14 protein-coding genes are annotated in these 20,089 nt (G+C 69.1%); 8 read left to right on the plus strand and 6 right to left on the minus strand.

Annotated features, from left to right (window positions below):
• Window positions 1-18: 18 nt before the first annotated feature.
• The 4 genes from ACWDR4_RS44590 (at window position 19) to ACWDR4_RS44605 (ending at window position 4,700) form a co-directional block, all read left to right on the plus strand.
• Entirely contained in the window at window positions 19-885 is an 867-nt protein-coding gene (locus tag ACWDR4_RS44590; RefSeq protein WP_450417224.1) for a 5'-methylthioadenosine/S-adenosylhomocysteine nucleosidase family protein, read from the plus strand.
• Window positions 886-1,078: 193 nt separating this feature from the next.
• A complete protein-coding gene (locus ACWDR4_RS44595) occupies window positions 1,079-2,869 on the plus strand; it encodes a tetratricopeptide repeat protein (RefSeq protein ID WP_450417226.1) in 1,791 nt (596 codons plus the stop codon).
• A gap of 779 nt (window positions 2,870-3,648) precedes the next feature.
• Window positions 3,649-4,569 carry a helix-turn-helix domain-containing protein gene (locus ACWDR4_RS44600; RefSeq protein ID WP_450417228.1) on the plus strand — a complete coding sequence of 307 codons (921 nt, stop codon included), beginning with the start codon at window positions 3,649-3,651 and terminating at the stop codon, window positions 4,567-4,569.
• Window positions 4,509-4,700, plus strand: coding sequence for a hypothetical protein (locus tag ACWDR4_RS44605; RefSeq protein ID WP_053741272.1), 192 nt, complete (start codon window positions 4,509-4,511; stop codon window positions 4,698-4,700). Before ACWDR4_RS44600 ends, ACWDR4_RS44605 begins: the two co-directional genes overlap by 61 nt.
• Window positions 4,701-4,757: 57 nt before the next feature.
• On the opposite strand, the gene ACWDR4_RS44610 is transcribed toward ACWDR4_RS44605, so the two are convergent.
• Window positions 4,758-5,981, minus strand: coding sequence for an RNA-guided endonuclease InsQ/TnpB family protein (locus ACWDR4_RS44610; protein ID WP_450417229.1), 1,224 nt, complete (start codon window positions 5,979-5,981; stop codon window positions 4,758-4,760).
• Between the two features lie 216 nt (window positions 5,982-6,197).
• Window positions 6,198-6,635 carry a PPOX class F420-dependent oxidoreductase gene (locus ACWDR4_RS44615; RefSeq protein ID WP_450417244.1) on the minus strand — a complete coding sequence of 146 codons (438 nt, stop codon included), beginning with the start codon at window positions 6,633-6,635 and terminating at the stop codon, window positions 6,198-6,200.
• A 468-nt stretch (window positions 6,636-7,103) separates the two neighbouring features.
• Between ACWDR4_RS44615 and ACWDR4_RS44620 the strand changes: the two genes are divergently transcribed.
• Window positions 7,104-7,835, plus strand: coding sequence for a helix-turn-helix domain-containing protein (locus tag ACWDR4_RS44620; protein ID WP_450417230.1), 732 nt, complete (start codon window positions 7,104-7,106; stop codon window positions 7,833-7,835).
• Window positions 7,836-7,883: 48 nt separating this feature from the next.
• Here ACWDR4_RS44620 and ACWDR4_RS44625 read toward each other — a convergent pair whose 3' ends face one another.
• Window positions 7,884-8,909: an ATP-dependent 6-phosphofructokinase gene (locus ACWDR4_RS44625; RefSeq protein ID WP_389348836.1), complete on the minus strand. Its 1,026-nt coding sequence runs from the start codon at window positions 8,907-8,909 to the stop codon at window positions 7,884-7,886.
• 177 nt (window positions 8,910-9,086) lie between these two features.
• Here ACWDR4_RS44625 and pta point away from each other — a divergent pair, with 177 nt between their 5' ends.
• The 3 genes from pta (at window position 9,087) to pyk (ending at window position 14,030) form a co-directional block, all read left to right on the plus strand.
• Entirely contained in the window at window positions 9,087-11,201 is a 2,115-nt protein-coding gene (gene pta, locus ACWDR4_RS44630; protein WP_450417232.1) for a phosphate acetyltransferase, read from the plus strand.
• Complete coding sequence (locus ACWDR4_RS44635) at window positions 11,198-12,418, plus strand: acetate kinase (protein ID WP_450417234.1); 1,221 nt, start codon at window positions 11,198-11,200, stop codon at window positions 12,416-12,418. The genes pta and ACWDR4_RS44635 overlap by 4 nt, the downstream gene beginning before the upstream one ends.
• Before the next feature lie 181 nt (window positions 12,419-12,599).
• Window positions 12,600-14,030, plus strand: a complete 1,431-nt coding sequence (gene pyk / locus ACWDR4_RS44640; RefSeq protein ID WP_450417236.1) for a pyruvate kinase — start codon at window positions 12,600-12,602, stop codon at window positions 14,028-14,030.
• A gap of 82 nt (window positions 14,031-14,112) precedes the next feature.
• On the opposite strand, the gene ACWDR4_RS44645 is transcribed toward pyk, so the two are convergent.
• The 3 genes from ACWDR4_RS44645 to ACWDR4_RS44655 form a co-directional block, all read right to left on the minus strand.
• A complete protein-coding gene (locus ACWDR4_RS44645; RefSeq protein WP_450417238.1) occupies window positions 14,113-14,616 on the minus strand; it encodes a hypothetical protein in 504 nt (167 codons plus the stop codon).
• 853 nt (window positions 14,617-15,469) lie between these two features.
• On the minus strand, window positions 15,470-15,859 hold the full coding sequence (locus ACWDR4_RS44650) for a hypothetical protein (protein ID WP_450417239.1): 390 nt from the start codon (window positions 15,857-15,859) through the stop codon (window positions 15,470-15,472).
• Between the two features lie 18 nt (window positions 15,860-15,877).
• Window positions 15,878-19,687: a hypothetical protein gene (locus tag ACWDR4_RS44655; RefSeq protein WP_450417241.1), complete on the minus strand. Its 3,810-nt coding sequence runs from the start codon at window positions 19,685-19,687 to the stop codon at window positions 15,878-15,880.
• Window positions 19,688-20,089: the final 402 nt, after the last annotated feature.

Consider the following 20,089-nt stretch of genomic DNA (forward strand, 5'->3'; position numbering starts at 1 on the left):
GACAAGTACCGTAGAAAGGTGCCGGAGACAAAGAGAACCGTTGCCGTCCTCACCGCCCTGTCGCTGGAGTACGACGCCGTGCGGGAGCACCTCACGGACATCGAGACGCTCACCCACCCGCGCTACGGCACCAAGGCCAAACTGGGCCAACTCCCGGACACGCCTTGGCAGGTGGTCCTCGTCAACATGGGCGAAGGCACACTCACGGCGGCCACGCTCACCGAGCGCGTACTGACGTGGCTGGAACCCGAGGCCGTACTGCTCGTAGGTGTCGCGGGCGGCCTCAAGGAGGACATCAGGATCGGCGACGTCGTGGTCGCGACGAAGGTGTACTCGATCCACGGCGGCAAGGAGACCCCCGAGGGTTTCCTGGTCCGCCCGGAGGCCTGGCACGCTTCACACCGCCTGGAACAGGCGGCCAAGGAGGCCCTGGGCAACACGGCGGACTTCAAGACGTACTTCAAGCCGATCGCCGTCGGAGACGTACTCCTCGCGGACAGGAAGTCCAAGCTCGCCCAGCACATCCACCAGCACTACAACGACGCCGCCGCCATCGAGATGGAGAGTTCCGGCGTCGCCAACGCCGTCCAACTCGCGGGCGAGGCAGGCGCGTTGATCATCCGAGGCATCAGCGACAAGGCCGACCCGGACAAATCCGAGGCAGACAAGGCGGGTTCGCAGCCCCGGGCGGCAGGAAACGCGGCAGCAGCGGCCGTTGCCGTACTCCGCGAACTGACCCCGAAGCAAACCACCGACCCTCGGGAGGGTCCTTTTCGCGGCGAGACTTACGGAGGAGACCACTTCGACTTCCGGCAGAGCACGTTCAACGGCTCCTTCGTCGCGAAGTTCGTCGGCCACCGTCCCGGCGACGAGGACGGACGATAGCGAGGACGCGGGACGAGGCGGGCTCGGCCCCGGCCACTCCCACGGCCCGGTACCGGTAGCGACGGCCACGCTCCCGCCCCGACCGCTGGGCTTCACGGGTCGCTCGGCGGAGCTGGGCCGCCTGCTGCCCCGTCTGGAACCCGACCCGACCGGCGCCGCCGCACGCCCGCTCCTCATCTGCGCCGTCACCGGCATGGGCGGCATCGGCAAGACGGCACTGGCAATCGAGACGGCGCATCAGGCGTGTACCGAGGGGTGGTTCCCTGGTGGGACCTTGTTCGTAGACCTACGGGGTTACGACGACAACCCGGTGACGGCTGATCAGGCGGTGCTGGCGCTGCTTGATGCGCTCGGGGTACGGGGCGCGGACTTGCCGTCGACGGCAGCGCGCCAATACGACGCGTACTGGGCGCTCCTCGCTGAGCGGCAAGACCGCGTGCTGCTGATCCTGGACAACGCGTCGGATCCGGCCCAGTACCTTCCCCTGTTGCCCGGCACGGATCGTCACCGGGTGCTGATCACGTCGCGCGACCGCCCGGACTCCCTCCCCGTACGCCTGATCGACCTGGAAACTCTCCCTCCAAACGACTCGGCCGCACTCATCACTCGCGCCCTCCACGACGCCGACGAGCGCGACGACCGCCCGGCACGGGAACCGGAGGCCTTGGACAAACTGGCCTCCCTCTGCGGCCACTTGCCCCTCGCCCTCCAGATCGCCGCCGCGATGCTGCGCCGCCGCCGTCACCGTGATGTCGCCTCGCTGGTGACCGAAATCGCGCAGGCCGAAGACCCGACTGCCGTACTGGACACCGGCAGTCGCGGCACCGACCTGTACGGCCGCTCCCTCGTCCTCCGCCCGATCCTGGACACCTCCTACCGCCGCCTGCCACCCGACCAGGCCCGTCTGCTGCTCCTGCTCGCCCTCGCACCCGGCCCGGACTCCGACACAGACACGGTGGCTGCCCTGACCGACCTCGACACGGAGGCCGCACTGAGCCTCTTGGAGGATCTGGCCGCGACGTACCTCGTCACACCGGTCAGGGCTGACGCCGGTTCGGACAGCGGTATGCGGTGGCGGTTGCATGACTTGGTGCGGGCGTACGGGGTGGGTGTGGTGGCGGGGGATACGGGGTTGATGGAGGAGGGGGAGGCGGCGCGGGGGCGGGTGCTGGGTTTCTATCTCGCGTGGGCAGATGCGGCTGATGGCTGGTTGCGATGGTTTCCGGGGAGGTCGGTGCCGGGGCGGTTCGGGGGGCGTGGGGAGGCGTTGGCGTGGCTGGATGGGGAGCGGGCGGGTTTGGTGGCGGCGGTGGGGTGGGGGGAGCGGGAGCGGTTTGCGGACATGGCCTGGCGGCTGGCCGTATGTCTGGCCGTCTACCTGGAGTGGCGGCGGTACTTCGACGACTGGGTCGGGGTGGGCCGGGCCGTTCTGAAGGCGGCCGTCTGCTCCGGGGACGGCGAGGGCGAGGCCATCGCGTGGGACAACCTCGGCCTCGCCTTGCGAGGGGCGGGCCGGGAGGCGGAGGCAATCGAGGCACACACCCGCGCCCGCGACCTGTTCCAGGCCACCGAAGACCGTAACCGCGAGGCCAGCGCGTGGAACCACCTCGGCTTCGCCCTGCGGGTGGCGGGCCGGGAGGCGGAGGCAATCGAGGCACACACCCGCGCCCGCGACCTGTTCCAGGCCGCCGGGGACCGGCACGGTGAGGCCGTCGCGTGGAACCACCTCGGCAGCGCCCTGCGGGTGGCCGGCCAGATGGTGGAGGCGGTCGAGGGCTACGGGAAGGCGCTGGAGATCTTCTGGGAGTTCGAGGACTGGTACAGGACAGGCCTGGTCCTCCACAACCTCGCCCTCATCCACAAGGCGGCCGACCGGCCCGTCGAGGCCCGTGCCTGCTGGCTCCGGGCCGCCGACGCCTACACCCAGGCCGGCGACACCGCCGAAGCCGACCAGGCCCGCACCCGGGCCGAGGAGCAGCGATAACAGCCGCCCCCACGCCCTGCTTCACCCCGCCCCCACCCCCGCAAACCCCCGAGCCCCCCGCCAAGGCAAAACAGCCCACATCCGAGTCCCACCCCCCGGCTCCCTCGCCTCCCCAAACCCCCACTCCCCACCCCACCCCTCCACCACACACCCCAAAACCCGCAACGCATCCCCCCTCCGCTCATCGCAGGCAGCAGCAAGCCGGGGATGCACATGCCGCCGATGCCCGTCATAAAGCACCACCTGCAGCTCCCCCTCCCACCACCGCAACGACAGATACACCGGCCCATCCACACCGAACCGAAACGCACAAGCGGTCAGCTCCCCCACCACCTGCACCGCAACATCCGCCATCCCCTCCAGCCCATGCGTCTGGAGAACAACCCGAGTAGCAGCCCGGGCAACCCGCGAACTCACCGCCTCGGCAGGCAGGGTGAAGCCGTAGACAAGCGACTCCGGAGACGGCGGCAGCGCCTCCGTAAGTTCGGTCGAGGCAAGACAGGCCGAGACGGCGAGCGATGAGGACATGACGAACTCCCTTTCCACACAGCGGACTTGACGAAGCCGACGTGCACCCGACCAGCGGCCTGTCTCCCTGGCGCAAGCGCAGGCAGGCTCGCGCGATGCGCTTCCGAGTGATGCCGGGCCGTAAGCGACTGATAACCAACCGTAGCCCACAACCGGAGTACACGTACTACTCTCCCCGGAAGTTCCAGGTGGACCAAGGCCGCACCCCAGCGGCAGACTGACCCCGTCACACAGCTGAACGGGAGGGGCGCATGCCGCCGAGGAGCAAGCCGACGGAGCGTCAGAGGCGGTTGGGCGCGGAGTTGCGCAGGATGCGTATCTCGGCCGGGATCAAGACGGAGCACGCCGCCCGGCTGCTGAACGTCCCCCGTACGAACGTGCCGAACATGGAGTCGGGCCGCTCCGGCATCAGCGCCGACCGCGTACGCACTCTCGCCGCCAACTACGGTTGCGCGGACGAGGAGTTCATCGAGGCGTTGGCCACCATGGCCGCCGGGCGCGACAAGGGCTGGTGGGAGGAGTACCGGGGCCGACTCCCCGACGGTTTCCTGGACATCGCCGAGATGGAGTGGCACGCCACACGGCTGCGGATCACGGTCAGCGTGCACCTGCCGGGGCTGCTACAGACCGAGGATCACGCCCGCGCCGTCTTCGAAGCCGTGATCCCGACCCTGCTCACCCCCGACGTCGACGTGCGCCTGGCGCATCGGGTCGACCGGCAGCAGGTACTCGACCGGCCCGAACCCCCGACCCTCGACGTCATCCTCCACGAGGCCGCGCTCCGCATGGAGTTCGGCGGATCCCCCGTAGCGCGGCGGCAGTTGGAGCACCTGCTGCACGTCTCCGAGCGCGAGTCCGTGACGATACGCGTCATCCCGTTCAAGGCCGGCGGCTTCCCCGGCGCCGGACAGTCCGTCGTCTACGCCGAGTCGGCCGCCCCCCGTCTCGACACCGTGGAACTCGACAGCACGCACGGCCCGGAGTTCATCGACACCGAGACCCAACTCGCCAAGTACCGCGCCCACCTCGACGCAGCCGAAGCCGTGGCGCTCGCCCCCGCCCCCTCGCGAGACTTCATCCGCACCCTCGCCAACGACCTCCAGGAGACCCCGTGCCCGACATCACCTGGGAAGAGCCCTACTGCGGCGAAGGCGCCAACTGCTTCCGCATAGGCACCGACCCGGACAACAACGCCTACATAGCCATCGCAGGCCAGGAAGACACCTACCTCACCGACACCCGAGACGCCCTCCGCACCCTCATCCAGGACATCAAGGCCGGCAAAGCAGACCACCTCCTTTGACATGCTCCTCGCCCTGAAGGGCGAGGATTCTGGCCTTCTCGACTGGTTGCCGTGCCGCTACGCGGCGCGGTTTCCGGTCTCGAATCCGTGGCTTCCTGTTTCTTCGCGCTGTGCCAGAACGGGTTCTGGTCCTACCGGCGCTCCGCAGGCTGTCACCGCCAGTCCGGCGGCCGTTTTGACGTTGATTGCGGCGTTGTGGTCCCGGTCGTGGACGGTGCCGCAGGCGGTACAGGTCCATTCGCGGATGTGCAGGGGCTTGGGACCGTCCTTGACCCCGCAGGTGGAGCAGGTCTGACTGGTCGGCTCGAACCGGCCGATCTTCACCAGGGTGCGCCCGTACCGCTCCGCTTTGTACTCCAGCAGGTGCACGAAAGAGGACCATCCGGCGTCGTGGACGGACTTGGCCAGCCTGGTGCGCGCCAGTCCCGCCACCGACAGACTCTCCACGGCGATTCCTTGGTTCTCGGAAATCAGCCGGGTGGAGAGCTGGTGGTGGAACTCCTTGCGGGCGTCAGCGACCTTGGCGTGGGCGCGGCCGACCTTCAGACGGGCCTTCTCCCAGTTCTTCGAACCCTTCTGCTTGCGGGACAGCTCTCGCTGGGCCTTCTTCAGCTTCTTCTCCGCCCGGCGCAAAAACCGCGGGGAGTCGATCTTCTCGCCGGTGGACAGGACGGCGAAGTGCGTCAGCCCGAGATCGATGCCGATGCTCTGGTCCGACTCGGGCATGCGGGCGGCGTCGGTGGCGGGGTCGGTGTCGATGACGAACGAGGCGAAGAACCTGCCCGCACTGTCCTGGATGACGGTGACGGAGGTGGGGGTGGCGGGCAGGGTGCGGGACCACTTCACCTTCACCGCCCCGATCTTCGGCAGGTTCAGCCGACCGCTGGCGGTGAGGTGCCAACGGGCGTTGGCGGTGAACCGGATCGACTGCCTGGCATCCTTGCGGGACTTGAACCGGGGCGCACCCAGTTTCGGGCCCTTGCGGGTGCCCTTGAGGGAGGCGAAGAAGTTGCGGTAGGCGGCCTCGGCGTCCCGCAGGGACTGCTGCAGGACGACCGCGGAGACCTCACCCAGCCAGGACCGCGAGGCGGTCTTCTTCGCCTCGGTGATCAGACGGGTGGACAGCTCACCAGCCTTCGGGAACGGCCTGCCCGCCTTCCGGGCGTCCTCACGGGCCCGCACCGCGTCGTTGTACACGACACGCGCACACCCGAACGCCCTCGCCAGCGCGGCACGCTGAGGGGCATCCGGGTACATGCGAAACGCATACCTCAGCTGCATGCCGATCACACTAGGCACACCGAACAAGCATCGTCACCGGGAACATCCGAGCGAACCTTCACCGTCGGCGCACCACGGCACGGCACGGTCCGGCTCCGCCGGAACGACACCGCGACGCTCCGCGTCGCGGGTACGGGATTCGCTTCACCCCCGGGGTGAACCCCGGAGCATTGCGATTGAATCCCGGTAGCCCCCGCCAAGAAGCACACACCCCGCTCACACCTCAGGCAGCACTCCAGGCCGAAACGGCTCCACCCCCACAACCCGCCGCACCCGCGTCACCTCGATCAGCAGCATCACGCGCCGCTCCCCCGGCAGCAGCCACGGATACCGGTCCTCGCCGATGTACTTTTGCGTGAGCCGGTCCATGGACCGCTCCGCCTCCTCGCCCTCCACGAACCGCACCACGCGCCCCCGGATCTCCGCACGGTCGTACGGGTTCTCGGGGTCGTGGTGCGAGAGCGAGACGTTCGGATTGACGCGGAGATTCTCCTCCTTCACGCGGCCGATCGCCGTGTTGACCATGACGTGGTCACCCTCGATGTCGACCCACATCGGCGAGATCTGCGGCATCCCGTCGGCGCCGACCGTCGCGAGGTGCCAGAAGTTCGGGGCCAGCAGCCGCTCCCGTATGTGTCCCTCGACCTTCGCCACCTTCTCCGCCTCCGCCTTGCCACTCACGAGACCACCACTCCCCGAAGCTCAACCACCGCGCGAAATAACGCTGATGGTACGTCAGGAGCCCCGCATCGACAGGAACCTCACCATCGACAAGTCACGTCGACAGGCCACAGCGACCGCACAGTTCGCGCCGCGCCTACTCGCCAGTCACCCACCCCCGCGAGCCCCACCCGCACCGCACTCACCTTCGACACCCGCTCACAGCACCAAAGCATCAGCCACCCCAACCACCCGCACCCGAAGCACCGAACACCCGCGCATATGCCCCACCACCTTGCCGTTCGCACGATCGCACGCCCACGAACAGCCCCCGCCCGGCCATCGACCCACGACCTTCGGTCAACCCGGGATCACCCACACCCCACCCCCCGAGCCGTAGCTTCCTACGATCCGTAATTGTGGCCGAACAGACCGTAGTCACCGCCGCCCGGCACCCCTAGCTTGTGGCGCGTGCGCCGACCCCCAGTTCCACCGCCACCGCCCACGCCACCGAACCCACCCTTCGACGCCCACGCCGCCCGCAGACTCCGTCTGGCCCTCGGCATGGGCCCCGAGCACGTCGCGTACGGGATGCGGGTCTCGTACGGGCTGCCCTACATCACGCCCGACCACGTGATCGCCTGGGAACAAGGCGTCATGGCCCCCGGCGGCAACGAACTCGTCGCTCTCGCAGGCGTGTTGTGGTGCGCGCCCTGCGAACTCATCGGCCGCCCCCGCACCTTGCGCGAGCACCGTGCCGCACGCGGTCTCACCGCCGAGGACGTCGCCGGGGAGGTCGGGCTCGAACTCCTCGTCTACGTACGGATGGAGGAGAGCGGCGAGTGGCGCGGCACCGAGCGGCAGTCCGCGATCCTCGCCGAGGTGCTCGAACTCTCGCTCGCCGACTTCCTCACCCTCACCGGCCTCGACGGCAAGCTCGCCGGCCTGCTGCGCAGCGCGGTCACGACGCGCTGGCAGGCGTACGTCCGCCCCGTCAACAAGATGGTGCCGCTGAACCGGCGCTTCCTGGAGGGCGTCCTCCACGAGCTGCACCGCTACTACCAGGGGCAGATGGCCGCCACCCTGACCTGGTCGGACGGCTCAGCGGCGACCGAGGCGAGCCACGCCGGACGCGACTTCCTCGACCGGATCGTGGAGCACTTCTGGGCAAGGGTCGACACGAACACCCCCTGAACCCGAACAGGCCCAAGCCCGGAAAGGACTGGACTGGACTGGAACCGACTAGAACACCGACTCCGCCTCGTCCATCCGGTCCTTCGGGACCGTCTTCAGTTCAGTGACCGCCTCCGCCAGCGGCACCATCACCACGTCCGTCCCGCGCAGCGCCGTCATCCGCCCGAACGTGCCCTGGTGCGCGGCCTCCACCGCGTGCCAGCCGAAGCGGGTCGCGAGGACGCGGTCGTACGCGGTGGGCGTGCCGCCGCGCTGGATGTGGCCGAGGATGACCGGCTTGGCCTCCTTGCCGAGCCGTCGCTCCAACTCGTACGCGAGTGCCGTACCGATGCCCTGGAAGCGTTCGTGGCCGAACTGGTCGATCGCGCCGTGGCCGTAGTCCATGCTGCCCTCGGCGGGGTGCGCGCCCTCGGCGACGCAGATGACCGCGAACTTCTTGCCGCGCGCGAAGCGTTCCTCGACCATCTTCACCAAGTGGGCGGGGTCGAAGGGGCGTTCCGGGAGGCAGATGCCGTGGGCGCCGGCGGCCATGCCGGACTCCAGGGCGATCCAGCCCGCGTGCCGACCCATGACCTCGACGACCATCACACGCTGGTGCGACTCGGCGGTGGTCTTCAGGCGGTCCATCGCCTCCGTCGCGACACCCACCGCCGTGTCGAAGCCGAAGGTCCGGTCCGTCGATGAAATGTCGTTGTCGATCGTTTTCGGGACGCCTACCACCGGCAGACCCGCGTCGCTCAGCATCCGGGCCGCCGTGAGCGTGCCCTCGCCGCCGATCGGGATCAGCACGTCGATACCGAACTCGCGGGCCATGTCCTGCGCGTTCTCGCAGGCCTCGCGGAGCCGGTCGCGCTGGAGGCGGGAGGAGCCGAGGATCGTGCCGCCACGGGCCAGGATGCCGCTGACCGCGTCGAGGTCGAGCGTGCGGTAGCGGCCGTCGAGCAGCCCGGCGTAACCGTCCTCGAAGCCGATGACCTCGTCGTCGTACTGAGTGACCGCTCGGTGCACGACCGACCGGATCACTGCGTTCAGGCCGGGGCAGTCGCCGCCTGCGGTGAGAACTCCGATACGCATCGTGCTGTGTCTCCTGCTCGCTTTGATGCCGGTGAGCCACTCCAATTGTTTCACGCCCCGGCAGGCCCCGGTCCTGACGGGCCTACCAGACGCCCTAGCCAGCGCCGCGGGTACTGTCAAGAGGGCCACACTCACTCCAGTGGGCCATATTCGCGAGCAACGAAACGGAGAGCACGCGTGACGACCCGCAGCGTGTACGTGACCGGGATCGACCGGGGCGACGGCCGCCAGGTCGTCGAGCTGGGAGTCATGGAACTGCTGACCCGGCAGGTCGACCGGGTCGGCGTCTTCCGCCCCCTGGTCCACGACAACCCGGACCGTCTCTTCGAGCTGCTGCGCGCCCGCTACCGCCTCTCCCAGGACCCGGCGACCGTGTACGGCATGGACTACCCGGAGGCGTCCGCGCTCCAGGCCGAGCAGGGCACCGACGAACTCGTCTCCACCCTCGTCGACCGCTTTCTGCGGGTCGCCCGCGAGTACGACGTCGTCCTCGTCCTCGGCACCGACTTCGCCGACACCCAGTTCCCGGACGAGCTGGCCCTCAACGCCCGTCTCGCGAACGAGTTCGGCGCGTCCGTCGTCGCGGTCGTCGGCGGACGCGACCAGACCGCCGAGTCGGTGCTCGCCGAGACCCGTAACGCGTACCGCGCGTACGAGGCGCTGGGCTGCGACGTCCTCGCGATGGTCGCCAACCGCGTCGCCCGCGAGGACCGCGCCGGCATAGCCGAGGGCCTCGACTCCCGTCTCCCCGTGCCCTGTTACGTCCTCCCCGACGAGCCCGCCCTCTCCGCACCGACGGTCGCCCAGATCACCCACGCGCTCGGCGGCAAGGTGCTCCTCGGCGACGACTCGGGCCTCGCCCGGGACGCGCTGGGCTTCGTCTTCGGCGGCGCGATGCTGCCCAACTTCCTCACCGCGCTGACCCCGGGCTGTCTGGTCGTCACCCCTGGTGACCGCGCCGACCTGGTCGTCGGCGCCCTCGCCGCGCACAGCGCCGGTACGCCGCCCATCGCGGGCGTCCTGCTGACCCTGAACGAGCGCCCCAGCGACGAGGTCCTCACCCTGGCCGCCCGTCTCGCCCCCGGCACCCCGGTCATCTCGGTGGCCGGCACGAGCTTCCCCATCGCCGCCCAACTCTTCTCCCTGGAGGGGAAGTTGAACGCGGCCACCCCGCGCAAGGCGGAGACCGCACTCGGTCTCTTCGAGCGCCACGTGGACACGACGGAGCTGCTCAAGCGGGTCTCCGCGCCCAGCAGCGACCGTGTCACGCCGATGATGTTCGAGCACAAGCTCCTCGAACGCGCCCGCGCCGACAAGCGCCGGGTCGTCCTGCCCGAGGGCACCGAGGAACGCGTCCTGCACGCCGCCGAGGTGCTGCTGCGCCGGGGCGTGTGCGACCTGACGCTGCTCGGCCCGGTCGACGGCATCCGCAAGAAGGCCGCCGACCTGGGCATCGACCTCGGCGACTCCCAGCTGATCGACCCGCAGACCTCCGAACTCCGGGACAGGTTCGCCGAGAAGTACGCCGCCCTCCGCGCCCACCGGGGCGTCACGGTCGAGCTGGCCTACGACGTCGTCTCGGACGTCAACTACTTCGGCACCCTGATGGTCCAGGAGGGGCTGGCCGACGGCATGGTGTCGGGGTCGGTGCACTCCACGGCCGCGACGATCCGGCCCGCCTTCGAGATCATCAAGACCAAGCCGGACGCGGACATCGTCTCCTCCGTCTTCTTCATGTGCCTGGCCGACAAGGTCCTCGTCTACGGCGACTGCGCGGTCAACCCCGACCCGAACGCAGAGCAGTTGGCCGACATCGCCATCCAGTCGGCCGCCACCGCCGAGCAGTTCGGCGTCGAGCCGAGGATCGCGATGCTGTCGTACTCGACGGGTACGTCGGGTTCGGGCGCGGACGTCGACAAGGTGCGGGAAGCGACCGAGCTGGTGCGCTCGCGGCGCCCCGACCTCCGTATCGAAGGACCCATCCAGTACGACGCGGCCGTCGAGCCGACCGTGGCCGCCACGAAGCTGCCCGGCTCCGAAGTCGCGGGCCAGGCAAGCGTGTTGATCTTCCCGGACCTCAACACCGGCAACAACACCTACAAGGCCGTACAGCGTTCGGCCGGCGCCATCGCCGTCGGCCCGGTCCTCCAGGGCCTGCGCAAGCCCGTCAACGACCTGTCCCGGGGCGCCCTGGTCCCGGACATCGTCACGACGGTCGCGATCACCGCGATCCAGGCCCAGACCTCCGAGACCTCCGACTCCGTCCCCACCCCGAAGGTGCCCCACCAGTGACCGCGACCCGCGTCCTCGTCCTCAACTCCGGTTCGTCCTCGCTGAAGTACCAGCTGCTCGACATGCGCGACAGCAGCCGGCTCGCCCTGGGCCTGGTGGAACGCATCGGCGAGGAGACGTCCCGCCTGAAGCACACCCCGCTGGCGACGGGCGGGGAATCCCGTGAGCGCACGGGTCCCATCGCCGACCACGAGGCCGCTCTCCAGGCGGTGGCGGAGGAGCTGGCGAAGGACCAACTGGGCCTGGATTCCCCTCAGTTGGCGGCAATAGGACACCGCGTCGTGCACGGCGGCAAGTCCTTCACCGAGCCGACGGTCGTCGACGACACGGTGCTGGCGGAGATCGAGCGCCTGATCCCCGTAGCGCCCCTGCACAACCCGGCGAACCTCACCGGCATCCGTACCGCCCAGGCCCTGCGCCCCGACCTCCCCCAGGTCGCGGTCTTCGACACGGCCTTCCACACCACGATGCCGGAGTCGGCGGCCCGCTACGCGATCGACGTGAAGACGGCCGACGAGTACCGGATCAGGCGGTACGGGTTCCACGGCACGTCCCACGCGTACGTGTCCCGGGAGACGGCGCGGCTCCTGGGCCGGGCACCCGAGGACGTCAACGTCATCGTGCTGCACCTGGGGAACGGGGCGTCCGCGTCCGCCGTACAGGGCGGGCGGTGTGTGGACACCTCGATGGGGCTGACGCCGCTGGAGGGGCTGGTCATGGGGACCCGGTCCGGTGACCTGGATCCGGCCGTCATCTTCCATTTGGCGCGTGTTGGCGGAATGTCCACGGACGAGATCGACACTCTTCTCAACAAGAAGAGCGGCTTGACCGGCCTGTGCGGAGACAACGACATGCGGGAAATCCGCCGCCGTATCGACGAGGGCGGCGCGGACGCCCCGGCGGCCCGGCTGGCCTTCGACATCTACATCCACCGCCTGAAGAAGTACATCGGCGCCTATTACGCGGTACTCGGCCGGGTGGACGCCATCGCGTTCACGGCCGGGGTCGGCGAGAACGCGGCGCCGGTGCGCGAGGCGGCGGTGGCCGGCCTGGAGGGCCTGGGCGTGACCGTGGACGGCGCTCTGAACGCCGTACGGAGCCCCGAGGCCAGGCTGATCTCGCCGGCGGGCTCCCGAGTCGCGGTGGCGGTCGTCCCGACGGACGAGGAGCTGGAGATCGCGACACAGACGTACGCGCTGGTGAGAACGGACGGCTGACGGCAGCCGGCGACAACTGAAGGCAACTCGCGACAACTGAGCACACTTAACGGATATTGATGAGAGAGCCTCACCTGAGCGCTATCCCGCCCTTTTGTGTTCAGGCCGTGCCTTCTGCGGCCTTCTACGTCGTCCACCAGGCGGAATATTCCGAAGCGAAACAAACCGATAGGATCGCCCCATGCGCCGTTCGAAAATCGTTTGTACTCTCGGCCCCGCGGTCGACTCCCACGAAATGCTCGTGTCGCTGATCGAGGCCGGCATGAATGTGGCCCGCTTCAACTTCAGCCACGGCACGCACGCCGAGCACCAGGGCCGGTACGACCGGGTCCGGGCCGCCGCCAAGGAGACCGGCCGGGCGATCGGCGTCCTGGCCGACCTCCAGGGCCCGAAGATCCGCCTGGAGACCTTCGCGGAGGGTCCCGTGGAGCTGGTCCGGGGCGACGAGTTCGTCATCACCACCGAGGACGTCCCCGGTGACAAGACCATCTGCGGTACGACGTACAAGGGCCTGCCGGGTGACGTGTCGCGCGGCGACCAGATCCTGATCAACGACGGCAACGTCGAGCTGAAGGTCCTGGACGTCGAGGGTTCGCGGGTGAAGTCGATCGTCATCGAGGGCGGCGTCATCTCGGACCACAAGGGCATCAACCTGCCCGGCGCGGCCGTGAACGTCCCGGCCCTGTCCGAGAAGGACATCGACGACCTGCGCTTCGCCCTGCGCATGGGCTGCGACCTGGTCGCCCTGTCCTTCGTCCGTGACGCCGCCGACGTGGACGACGTCCACAAGATCATGGACGAGGAGGGCCGCCGCGTCCCGGTCATCGCCAAGGTGGAGAAGCCGCAGGCGGTCGACAACATGGAGGCCGTCGTCGCGGCCTTCGACGGGGTGATGGTGGCCCGTGGCGACCTGGCCGTCGAGTACCCCCTGGAGCGGGTCCCGATGGTGCAGAAGCGCCTCGTGGAGCTGTGCCGCCGCAACGCCAAGCCGGTGATCGTCGCGACCCAGATGATGGAGTCGATGATCACCAACTCCCGCCCGACGCGCGCCGAGGCGTCCGACGTGGCGAACGCGATCCTGGACGGCGCGGACGCGGTCATGCTGTCCGCGGAGTCGAGCGTCGGCGCCTACCCGATCGAGACGGTCAAGACGATGTCGAAGATCGTGGCGGCGGCGGAGGACGAACTCCTCTCCAAGGGCCTCCAGCCCCTGGTCCCCGGCAAGAAGCCGAAGACGCAGGGCGGTTCGGTCGCCCGCGCGGCCTGCGAGATCGCCGACTTCCTCGGCGGCACGGGCCTGGTCGCCTTCACCAAGTCCGGCGACACTGCCCGCCGCCTCTCCCGCTACCGCGCCGCCCAGCCGATCGTCGCCTTCACGACGGACGAGGGCACCCGCAACCAGCTGTCCCTGAGCTGGGGCGTCGACTCGTACGTCGTCCCGTTCGTCAACAGCACGGACGAGATGGTCTCCCTGGTCGACCAGGAGATGCTGAAGCTGAACCGCTTCAAGGTGGGCGAGGTCGTCGTCATGACGGCCGGCTCCCCGCCCGGCGTCCCGGGCACGACGAACATGGTCCGGGTGCATCACCTGGGCGAGGGCGAACACGCCTGACGCGGTGCTTGTACGGCTTTGAGGGCGCCCTCTGTGACAGGGGGCGCCCTCGTGGTCTTTCGCGACGCTTCCTGCTGAGTGCTCAGCGCTGCCGGAGGGCGTCGAGGGCAGTCTGTCTGATCCTCTTGGTCCGGCCCCTCTGCGAGACGACGCGCAGGACGTCCTCGTCGGCGATCACACGGACCGCTCTCAGCTGAAGCCAGTCGGACCAGCCGTCGATGAGATCGTCGACGGCCGCTGCCGACATCGAGCCCTCCTCGATCGACTCCAGGACCCCGAGTTCCCGCGCCCGGCGCGCGGAGAAGTCCCGCACGGCCGGCGGGAGGACCCGCACCCACCGCTCGCGCTCGTCCCCCGCAACGCGTTCCAGTACGTCACCGACGACTCCCGATGCCAGCGGACCGTCCTGCTCCAGGGACACCGCCTCGAACAGCAGCGGCAGTGCGGCGGGGGCGTCCATCGCCACCCGGTAGAGGGACCAGCGGTCGTGACCGTCGGCGAACGAGGCATCGTCCTCGTACCGGCCGACGGCCCGGGCGAGCTGCCGCAGCACCTCGCCCAGGGCCGGGGAGGGATCAGCAGCCACGTGCTTTGTGCCTTTCCATGGCGACCCGGATGTTCTCCCTATGCGGGACGTAACGGAGCTTGGAGGCATGGTCAGAGGAGGTGGTCTGCTTTGCCGGCCTTGATGTCCTGGATGAGGGTGCGGAGGGCGTCTCGGGTGTCGGTGAGGTAGGTGTCTTCTTGGCCTGCGACGGCTATTCATGTGCCAGGCTCTTCGAGACGTCCACGGTGTGTCACACCTTGGTGGCAGCCTCGACGATGCCACGTGCCAAAGCATCGAAGTTCTCCTGATAGTGGGGTCGTCCGCCGGTAGAACTCCTCCTGCGGGAACACTCCGCGTTCCAGGAACATGACCGCGGTGGCGGTCAGGGCGCTGTGCAGGATATGCAACTCGTCGAGGGAAGGACAGCGCCCGGTGGCATGCCGGGCGAGGAAGGCCTCAACGTCGCGGGTGCGTCCGATGCGGGTTCTCATGAGGTGATCTCGTAGAGCTGATGGAGGGCGTTGTTGATGGCGAGTGCCAGGGCGTCGAACGATGCCGTGGTCGCGAGGGCGAGCCAGGAGGCCGTCGACGACGTCCCGGCCAGCGCCCGGCAACACGGTCAGATACGCATCCGTGGATTTCTCGCGGCGTGCGTAACTGAGCCCATCGCGCAGGGCACTTGGCTCGGACGAGCTGAGCCGTGCGACGAACTCGTCGCTGTCCCGCGTCAGTTGGAGGTCCGTGTCCATATCGTGCGTCGCCCTCCACCCTCGCTACTTGGGTGAGGGCGAGCACGCCTGCCCCACGGTTGCGTTCGTACGACTGCGAGGTCGTCCCCTGTTAACAGAGGACGACCTCGTCCCTTGGCGCAATCAGTGGCTGTCGCCGGATGTCACGCCTCGGCCGCCGCGCGGACGACGGCATACGCCAGGGCGTTGAAGTTCTCCCGGTAGAAGCCCAACCTGATGTTGAACGGCTCCTCCAAGAAAGCGCCTTCGCGCCCAGTGAATCCGAGGGGCACGGCGGTCAGCGCGCTGTGCACCATGTGGAGTTCCTCCATGGTGAACCGGAAGTCGCGTGACTCCTCATGCCGTGCGGCCAGGCGTTCCACGAGTGCATCCACCGTCTCCCGGCCGGCCCCGACCAACAGGATCAGCTCCGTGTCACCGTAGTCCTGCTCGCTCAGATAGCTCAGCGCCTCGTACATCGCCGACACCTGACGGGGCGTGAGCCGGGCGATGAACGCGTCGCCGTCGCGGCTCATCTTCATCTGGGTTCTCAATTGTCTCTCCCTCCCGCGTCAGCTCTTCTTAATGGCTTCGTAGCGTGTGCCGTTGGCGAACTTCCCATACGGCAACTTGTAGGCGTGGATGCGGTAGCCCTGAATGATGACAATCAAGCCCTTGTCCTCATCGTAGGCGACGGGGTTCTTCTTCTGCGTGTCCATGTGGGTCGCCTTGCCCTGCCACTTCTTGAAGTAGTCGGCCATGTCCTGCAGGTTGCGGCCAACGCCCGGAAGATCGTGGGCCGCCGCCTCCTCGGGCTTGTTGCTGCGCATCCGCCCCCACTGGTACTCGACACCTTCCGACACGTCGGTGCCGTACCTCTTCTCGATGTCCGCCAGCACCTCGAAGGGCAGATCCTCTGCCAGGTCGAAGTCACAGACGTTCAGGTCGATGGGCTCGTCGTCGTCTGACGCCGTGGCTGCCGACGGCGCCGTCACGAACGCGGCCGTCCGCACGGTCCCGGTGTTCTTGACAGACGCGGCGCTCTTCACGGACTTCTTCTTGCAAGCCGGGAGGTCCGGTTCCTTCTTCGCCTTCTCGGCCAGCTTGCGGAGCTTGTCGAGGGTCTTCTTCGCCCTCGCGGACTTCTCGAAGAACCCGATGACACCCGAGGCGATTCGGACGATCGCCTTGCCCACCCCGAGGATCTTGTTGGCCGGGACGGCCTTTGCCAGCGTCCACAGGCAGGCCTCGACATCGCCCTTGGTCAGGCAGTTCTTGAGGTCGGTCCAGCCGATCTCGTCGAGGAGGATCTGCCCACCGTTCTGCTTGACCCAGTCCAGCAGGTTCAGGGATGCCAGGGCGAGCGCGGACCTGTACTGGTCCACGCACTCCTGCCCGCACATGCGCAGCAGCGCTGCCTCTTCTTCGGAGGACAGGGCCGGACCCGGGTTCGCGGCCTGCTCGGCCTGCTCCTTGCGGAGCTCCTCCAGCCGCTTACGCTCCGCTTCCTCAGCGCGGGTGGCGGAGGCATCTGCTTCCTTCGCCGAATTCTCCGCATTCGCCGCCGCCTTCTCGGCCTTGACCGCGTCCGACTCGGCGTATGTGGCAACCTGATCCGCCACATTGGCGTCGGACTCGGCCGAGGAAGCCGCCGAGCGGGCGCTCGACGCGTCCTTCTCCGCCTCCGTGGCGTCCCGGTCGGCCTGGGCTGCCGCCGATTCGGCCTCGCCCGCGGCGAAGTTGGCATAGAAGGCGTCCGTGCCCGCCTGTGCGTCGTACCTCTGGGCGTTCGCGTCGGCCTTCTTCGCGGCTGCCGCGTCGGTCGCCGCCGCGGCGGCGGAAACGTTGGCCGCCGCCGCGGAGTTGACCGCCTGTACGGCGTAGTCCGCGGCGTCGGCCGCCGCCTGGAGGGCGATCTTCGCGTCGCCGGCGGCCTTGTCGGCGAGTGCCTTGGCCTGGGCCGCCGCCTTCTTCGCTTCGTCCGACTTCGCCTTGGCCGCGGATGCCTGCTGCTCGGCGAGGGTCTTGGAGGTCTGCCCGATCAGCACCGCGTACGCCGCCGAGGCGTCCGTCTCGCGGTACGGGGAGCCGACACTGATCGCCTCGTCGGCCGCCTTGGTCGTCGCGGTCGCGGCGTCCCGGGCGCCCTGCGCGTACTGGGCCGTGGCGAGGGCGTATCCGGCGGTCTTCGCCGACCACGCGGCCGTCTTGGCGGCCTCGGCCACCGCAGCGGTGGCCTCCTTGCGCGCGGTGATCGCCGCGGCCTGGGCCTTCTTCGCCTCGGCGTCCGCCAGCCTGGCCTTCTCCTTCGCGGACGCCGCCGCGTCGATCGCCTCGGCGGCGGCGGCGTGCGCGGTCGCGGCAGCCGCGTGCGTCTTGGCGTACGCCGACTGGGCCGCGTCTGCGGCGGAGCGGGAGCGATTCGCCGCGCCGTCCGCGCGGGTGGCCGCCGCTCGGGCGTTCACCGCCGCCGTGGTCGCCTCGTTCGCCGCAGTGCGGGCACGGGTCGCTGCACCCGCCGCGTCAGTGGCCGCGGAGCGTGCCTCGGTGGCCGCCTGGCGGGTCTCCGCCGCCGCACTGGTGCCCTCGGCCGCGGCGGCGGCCGACTCCAGGGCCGCGGCTCGGGACGCAGTGGCGTTCTTGTCACGCTCGGCCTTGACCGCCTGATCGCGGGCCAGGCGCGCGCGCAGTTCGGCGTCCATCGCCGCTGCCAGCTTCTCCGTCGCCGTCGCACCGGCCGTCTCCGCAGCCGTACGGGCCTGCTCTGCCCTGGTCTGCTCGCTCCGCGCCCGCTCCTCGGCCGCGCCTGCCTTCGCCCGCTCGCTCGCCGCGAGGTCGCGCTCCCGCTCCGCGGTGGCCTTCTCGGCCTCCGCGATCCCGCGCTGGCGCTTCGCCTCGGCCGCCTGGGTCATGGCGGTCTGCTCAGCCTTCTCGGCGGTCGCACGAGCGGTCTTCGCGGTCGCGGCGTTGGCCGCGGCCTCCGTGGCCAGCTTGGCGGCGGACTCGGCCGCGGCCTTGGCCTGGGCCTTCGCCTCCAGCGCCGCCGTCTTGCGGAACTCGGTGTTCAGCGCGTGCGTCTGGGTCTTCGCCAGCGCAAGCAACGTCTGGGAGTCCGCCACCGTGGCCTTCGCCGCGTTCGACGCCGTCAGGGTGGCCTTCGCCGCCGCCAGAGTGGCCGCGGCCGATGCCTTGGCGACCTGCACTGACTGCTGCGCGTAGAAGAGACCCCGGCCGCGCGGCAGCTTCGCGGTGTCCGCGATCGTCCACGCCTTGGTCTGCTGGGCGCCCGCGGCGTCCGCGGCCGTCTTGGCCCGGGTTGCTGCCGCGTCCGCCAGGGCGACCTGCGCGGCGGCCATGGTCTTCGCCGCGTTCAGGTCCGCCGTGGCCTTGGTGAACACGGCCTTCGCCGGGTAGTTGATGGAATCCTTGTGCGCGGCCCAGTACTTCTGCCAGTACAGGATCTGGTCCGCCTGCCAGGCCTGCCGTACCGCCTCGATCATCGCGTCCGTGGCGACCCGGACCTCCTTCGCCGCGGTGGCCTTGGCGGTGACGATCGCCTTCCGCTGCTCGACCTGGCCGGAGTACTCCGCCTCCCACTCCGAGTAGGCCACCAGTACCGGTCCGGTCAGCACCCGGTAGTGGTCGATCGGGTTGGCGCTGTCACAGGCCGCCCAGGCCGTCTTCAGCGCCTCGACCTCGTTGCGGAACTCCAGCGAGTCCGGCTCCGCGGCCTTGGTCGCGAAACCGCCGAAGCGCAGGAAGGTCGCGACGTCGTTGGCCGAGGAGTAGCCCAGGTTGCTCGTGTCGAGCAGTTCCCTTCCGGCGACGTCCTTGTACGTGGCCGCCCAGGCGTCGTCGCCGGTGCCGAACGCGTCGAGCACCTTCTTGGCCTGGTCCAGCGCGGCCTGGCCGGGCCTCGGAGTCGGGTTCTCCGAAGCCTTGTTGTACAGGTCTTGCTGAGTGCCGAGGGTGAAGGCGACGATGTCATTGCCGAACTCCGGCGCCCAGTAGTCCCGGCCGCCGGACGAGTTCACGGAGGCGTAGGGCTTGTTGGCGGTGTTCAGCTTGTCCTGGCGGTCCCGGAAGGTGTTCAGGGCCGCGATGCCAGCGTCCCTGTCCCGGATGCTGGCCTGGCCCCACTCGCCCAGGATCGCGTCCGGGGTCACGAACGCGCGCAGCGCGGCGTCCGTGCCGGTGAGCTTCGCCGCCGCGACCGAATTCAGCTCGGGCCCGGCGAACTGCACGGCCCGGCCCGCCTGGCAGCGGTCCTTGCGGGCCTGCTCACCGAGGCTGATACGGAGGGTTCGCTCGTACGGGTTGGTGGGGTTGTCCCCCGGCTCGTCGGAGGCCGCCGGGGCGGCGGACACCAGTCCGCCGAGCACGGCGACGGCAGTCGCGAACGCAACTGCCGCGAACCTTCTTTGTACTCGGCCTCGTTGAGGTCTTCTTCGGGTTGTTCGCACGTCGATGCCTGCCTGGATGGTCGGTCCGGATGATCGGTCGCGTCCGGCAGGAAGAAAGCACGACAAACACTCGGCCACGGCCGACGGGTGGCGTCACCGGCGGCCTGCCGTGAAGGAAAGTCAGGAAGTTCTGAGACCCCCGTCTCTGTTGCGCGTGCGGTCAACTCGCGCCCCCCGTGCCCCTCTTCCCACAGGGACCGGACCATCATGACATTGGGAAAGCCTTTGCGGAATCTTTTATTAGGCATTCCGTTCGACCGCTACTCCCGCTTCCCGCACCGAGGACTGTGGCCCGGCCCCGCCAACAGCGGCAGGCCGGGC

This window comes from Streptomyces sp. NPDC000878, from assembly GCF_053599695.1.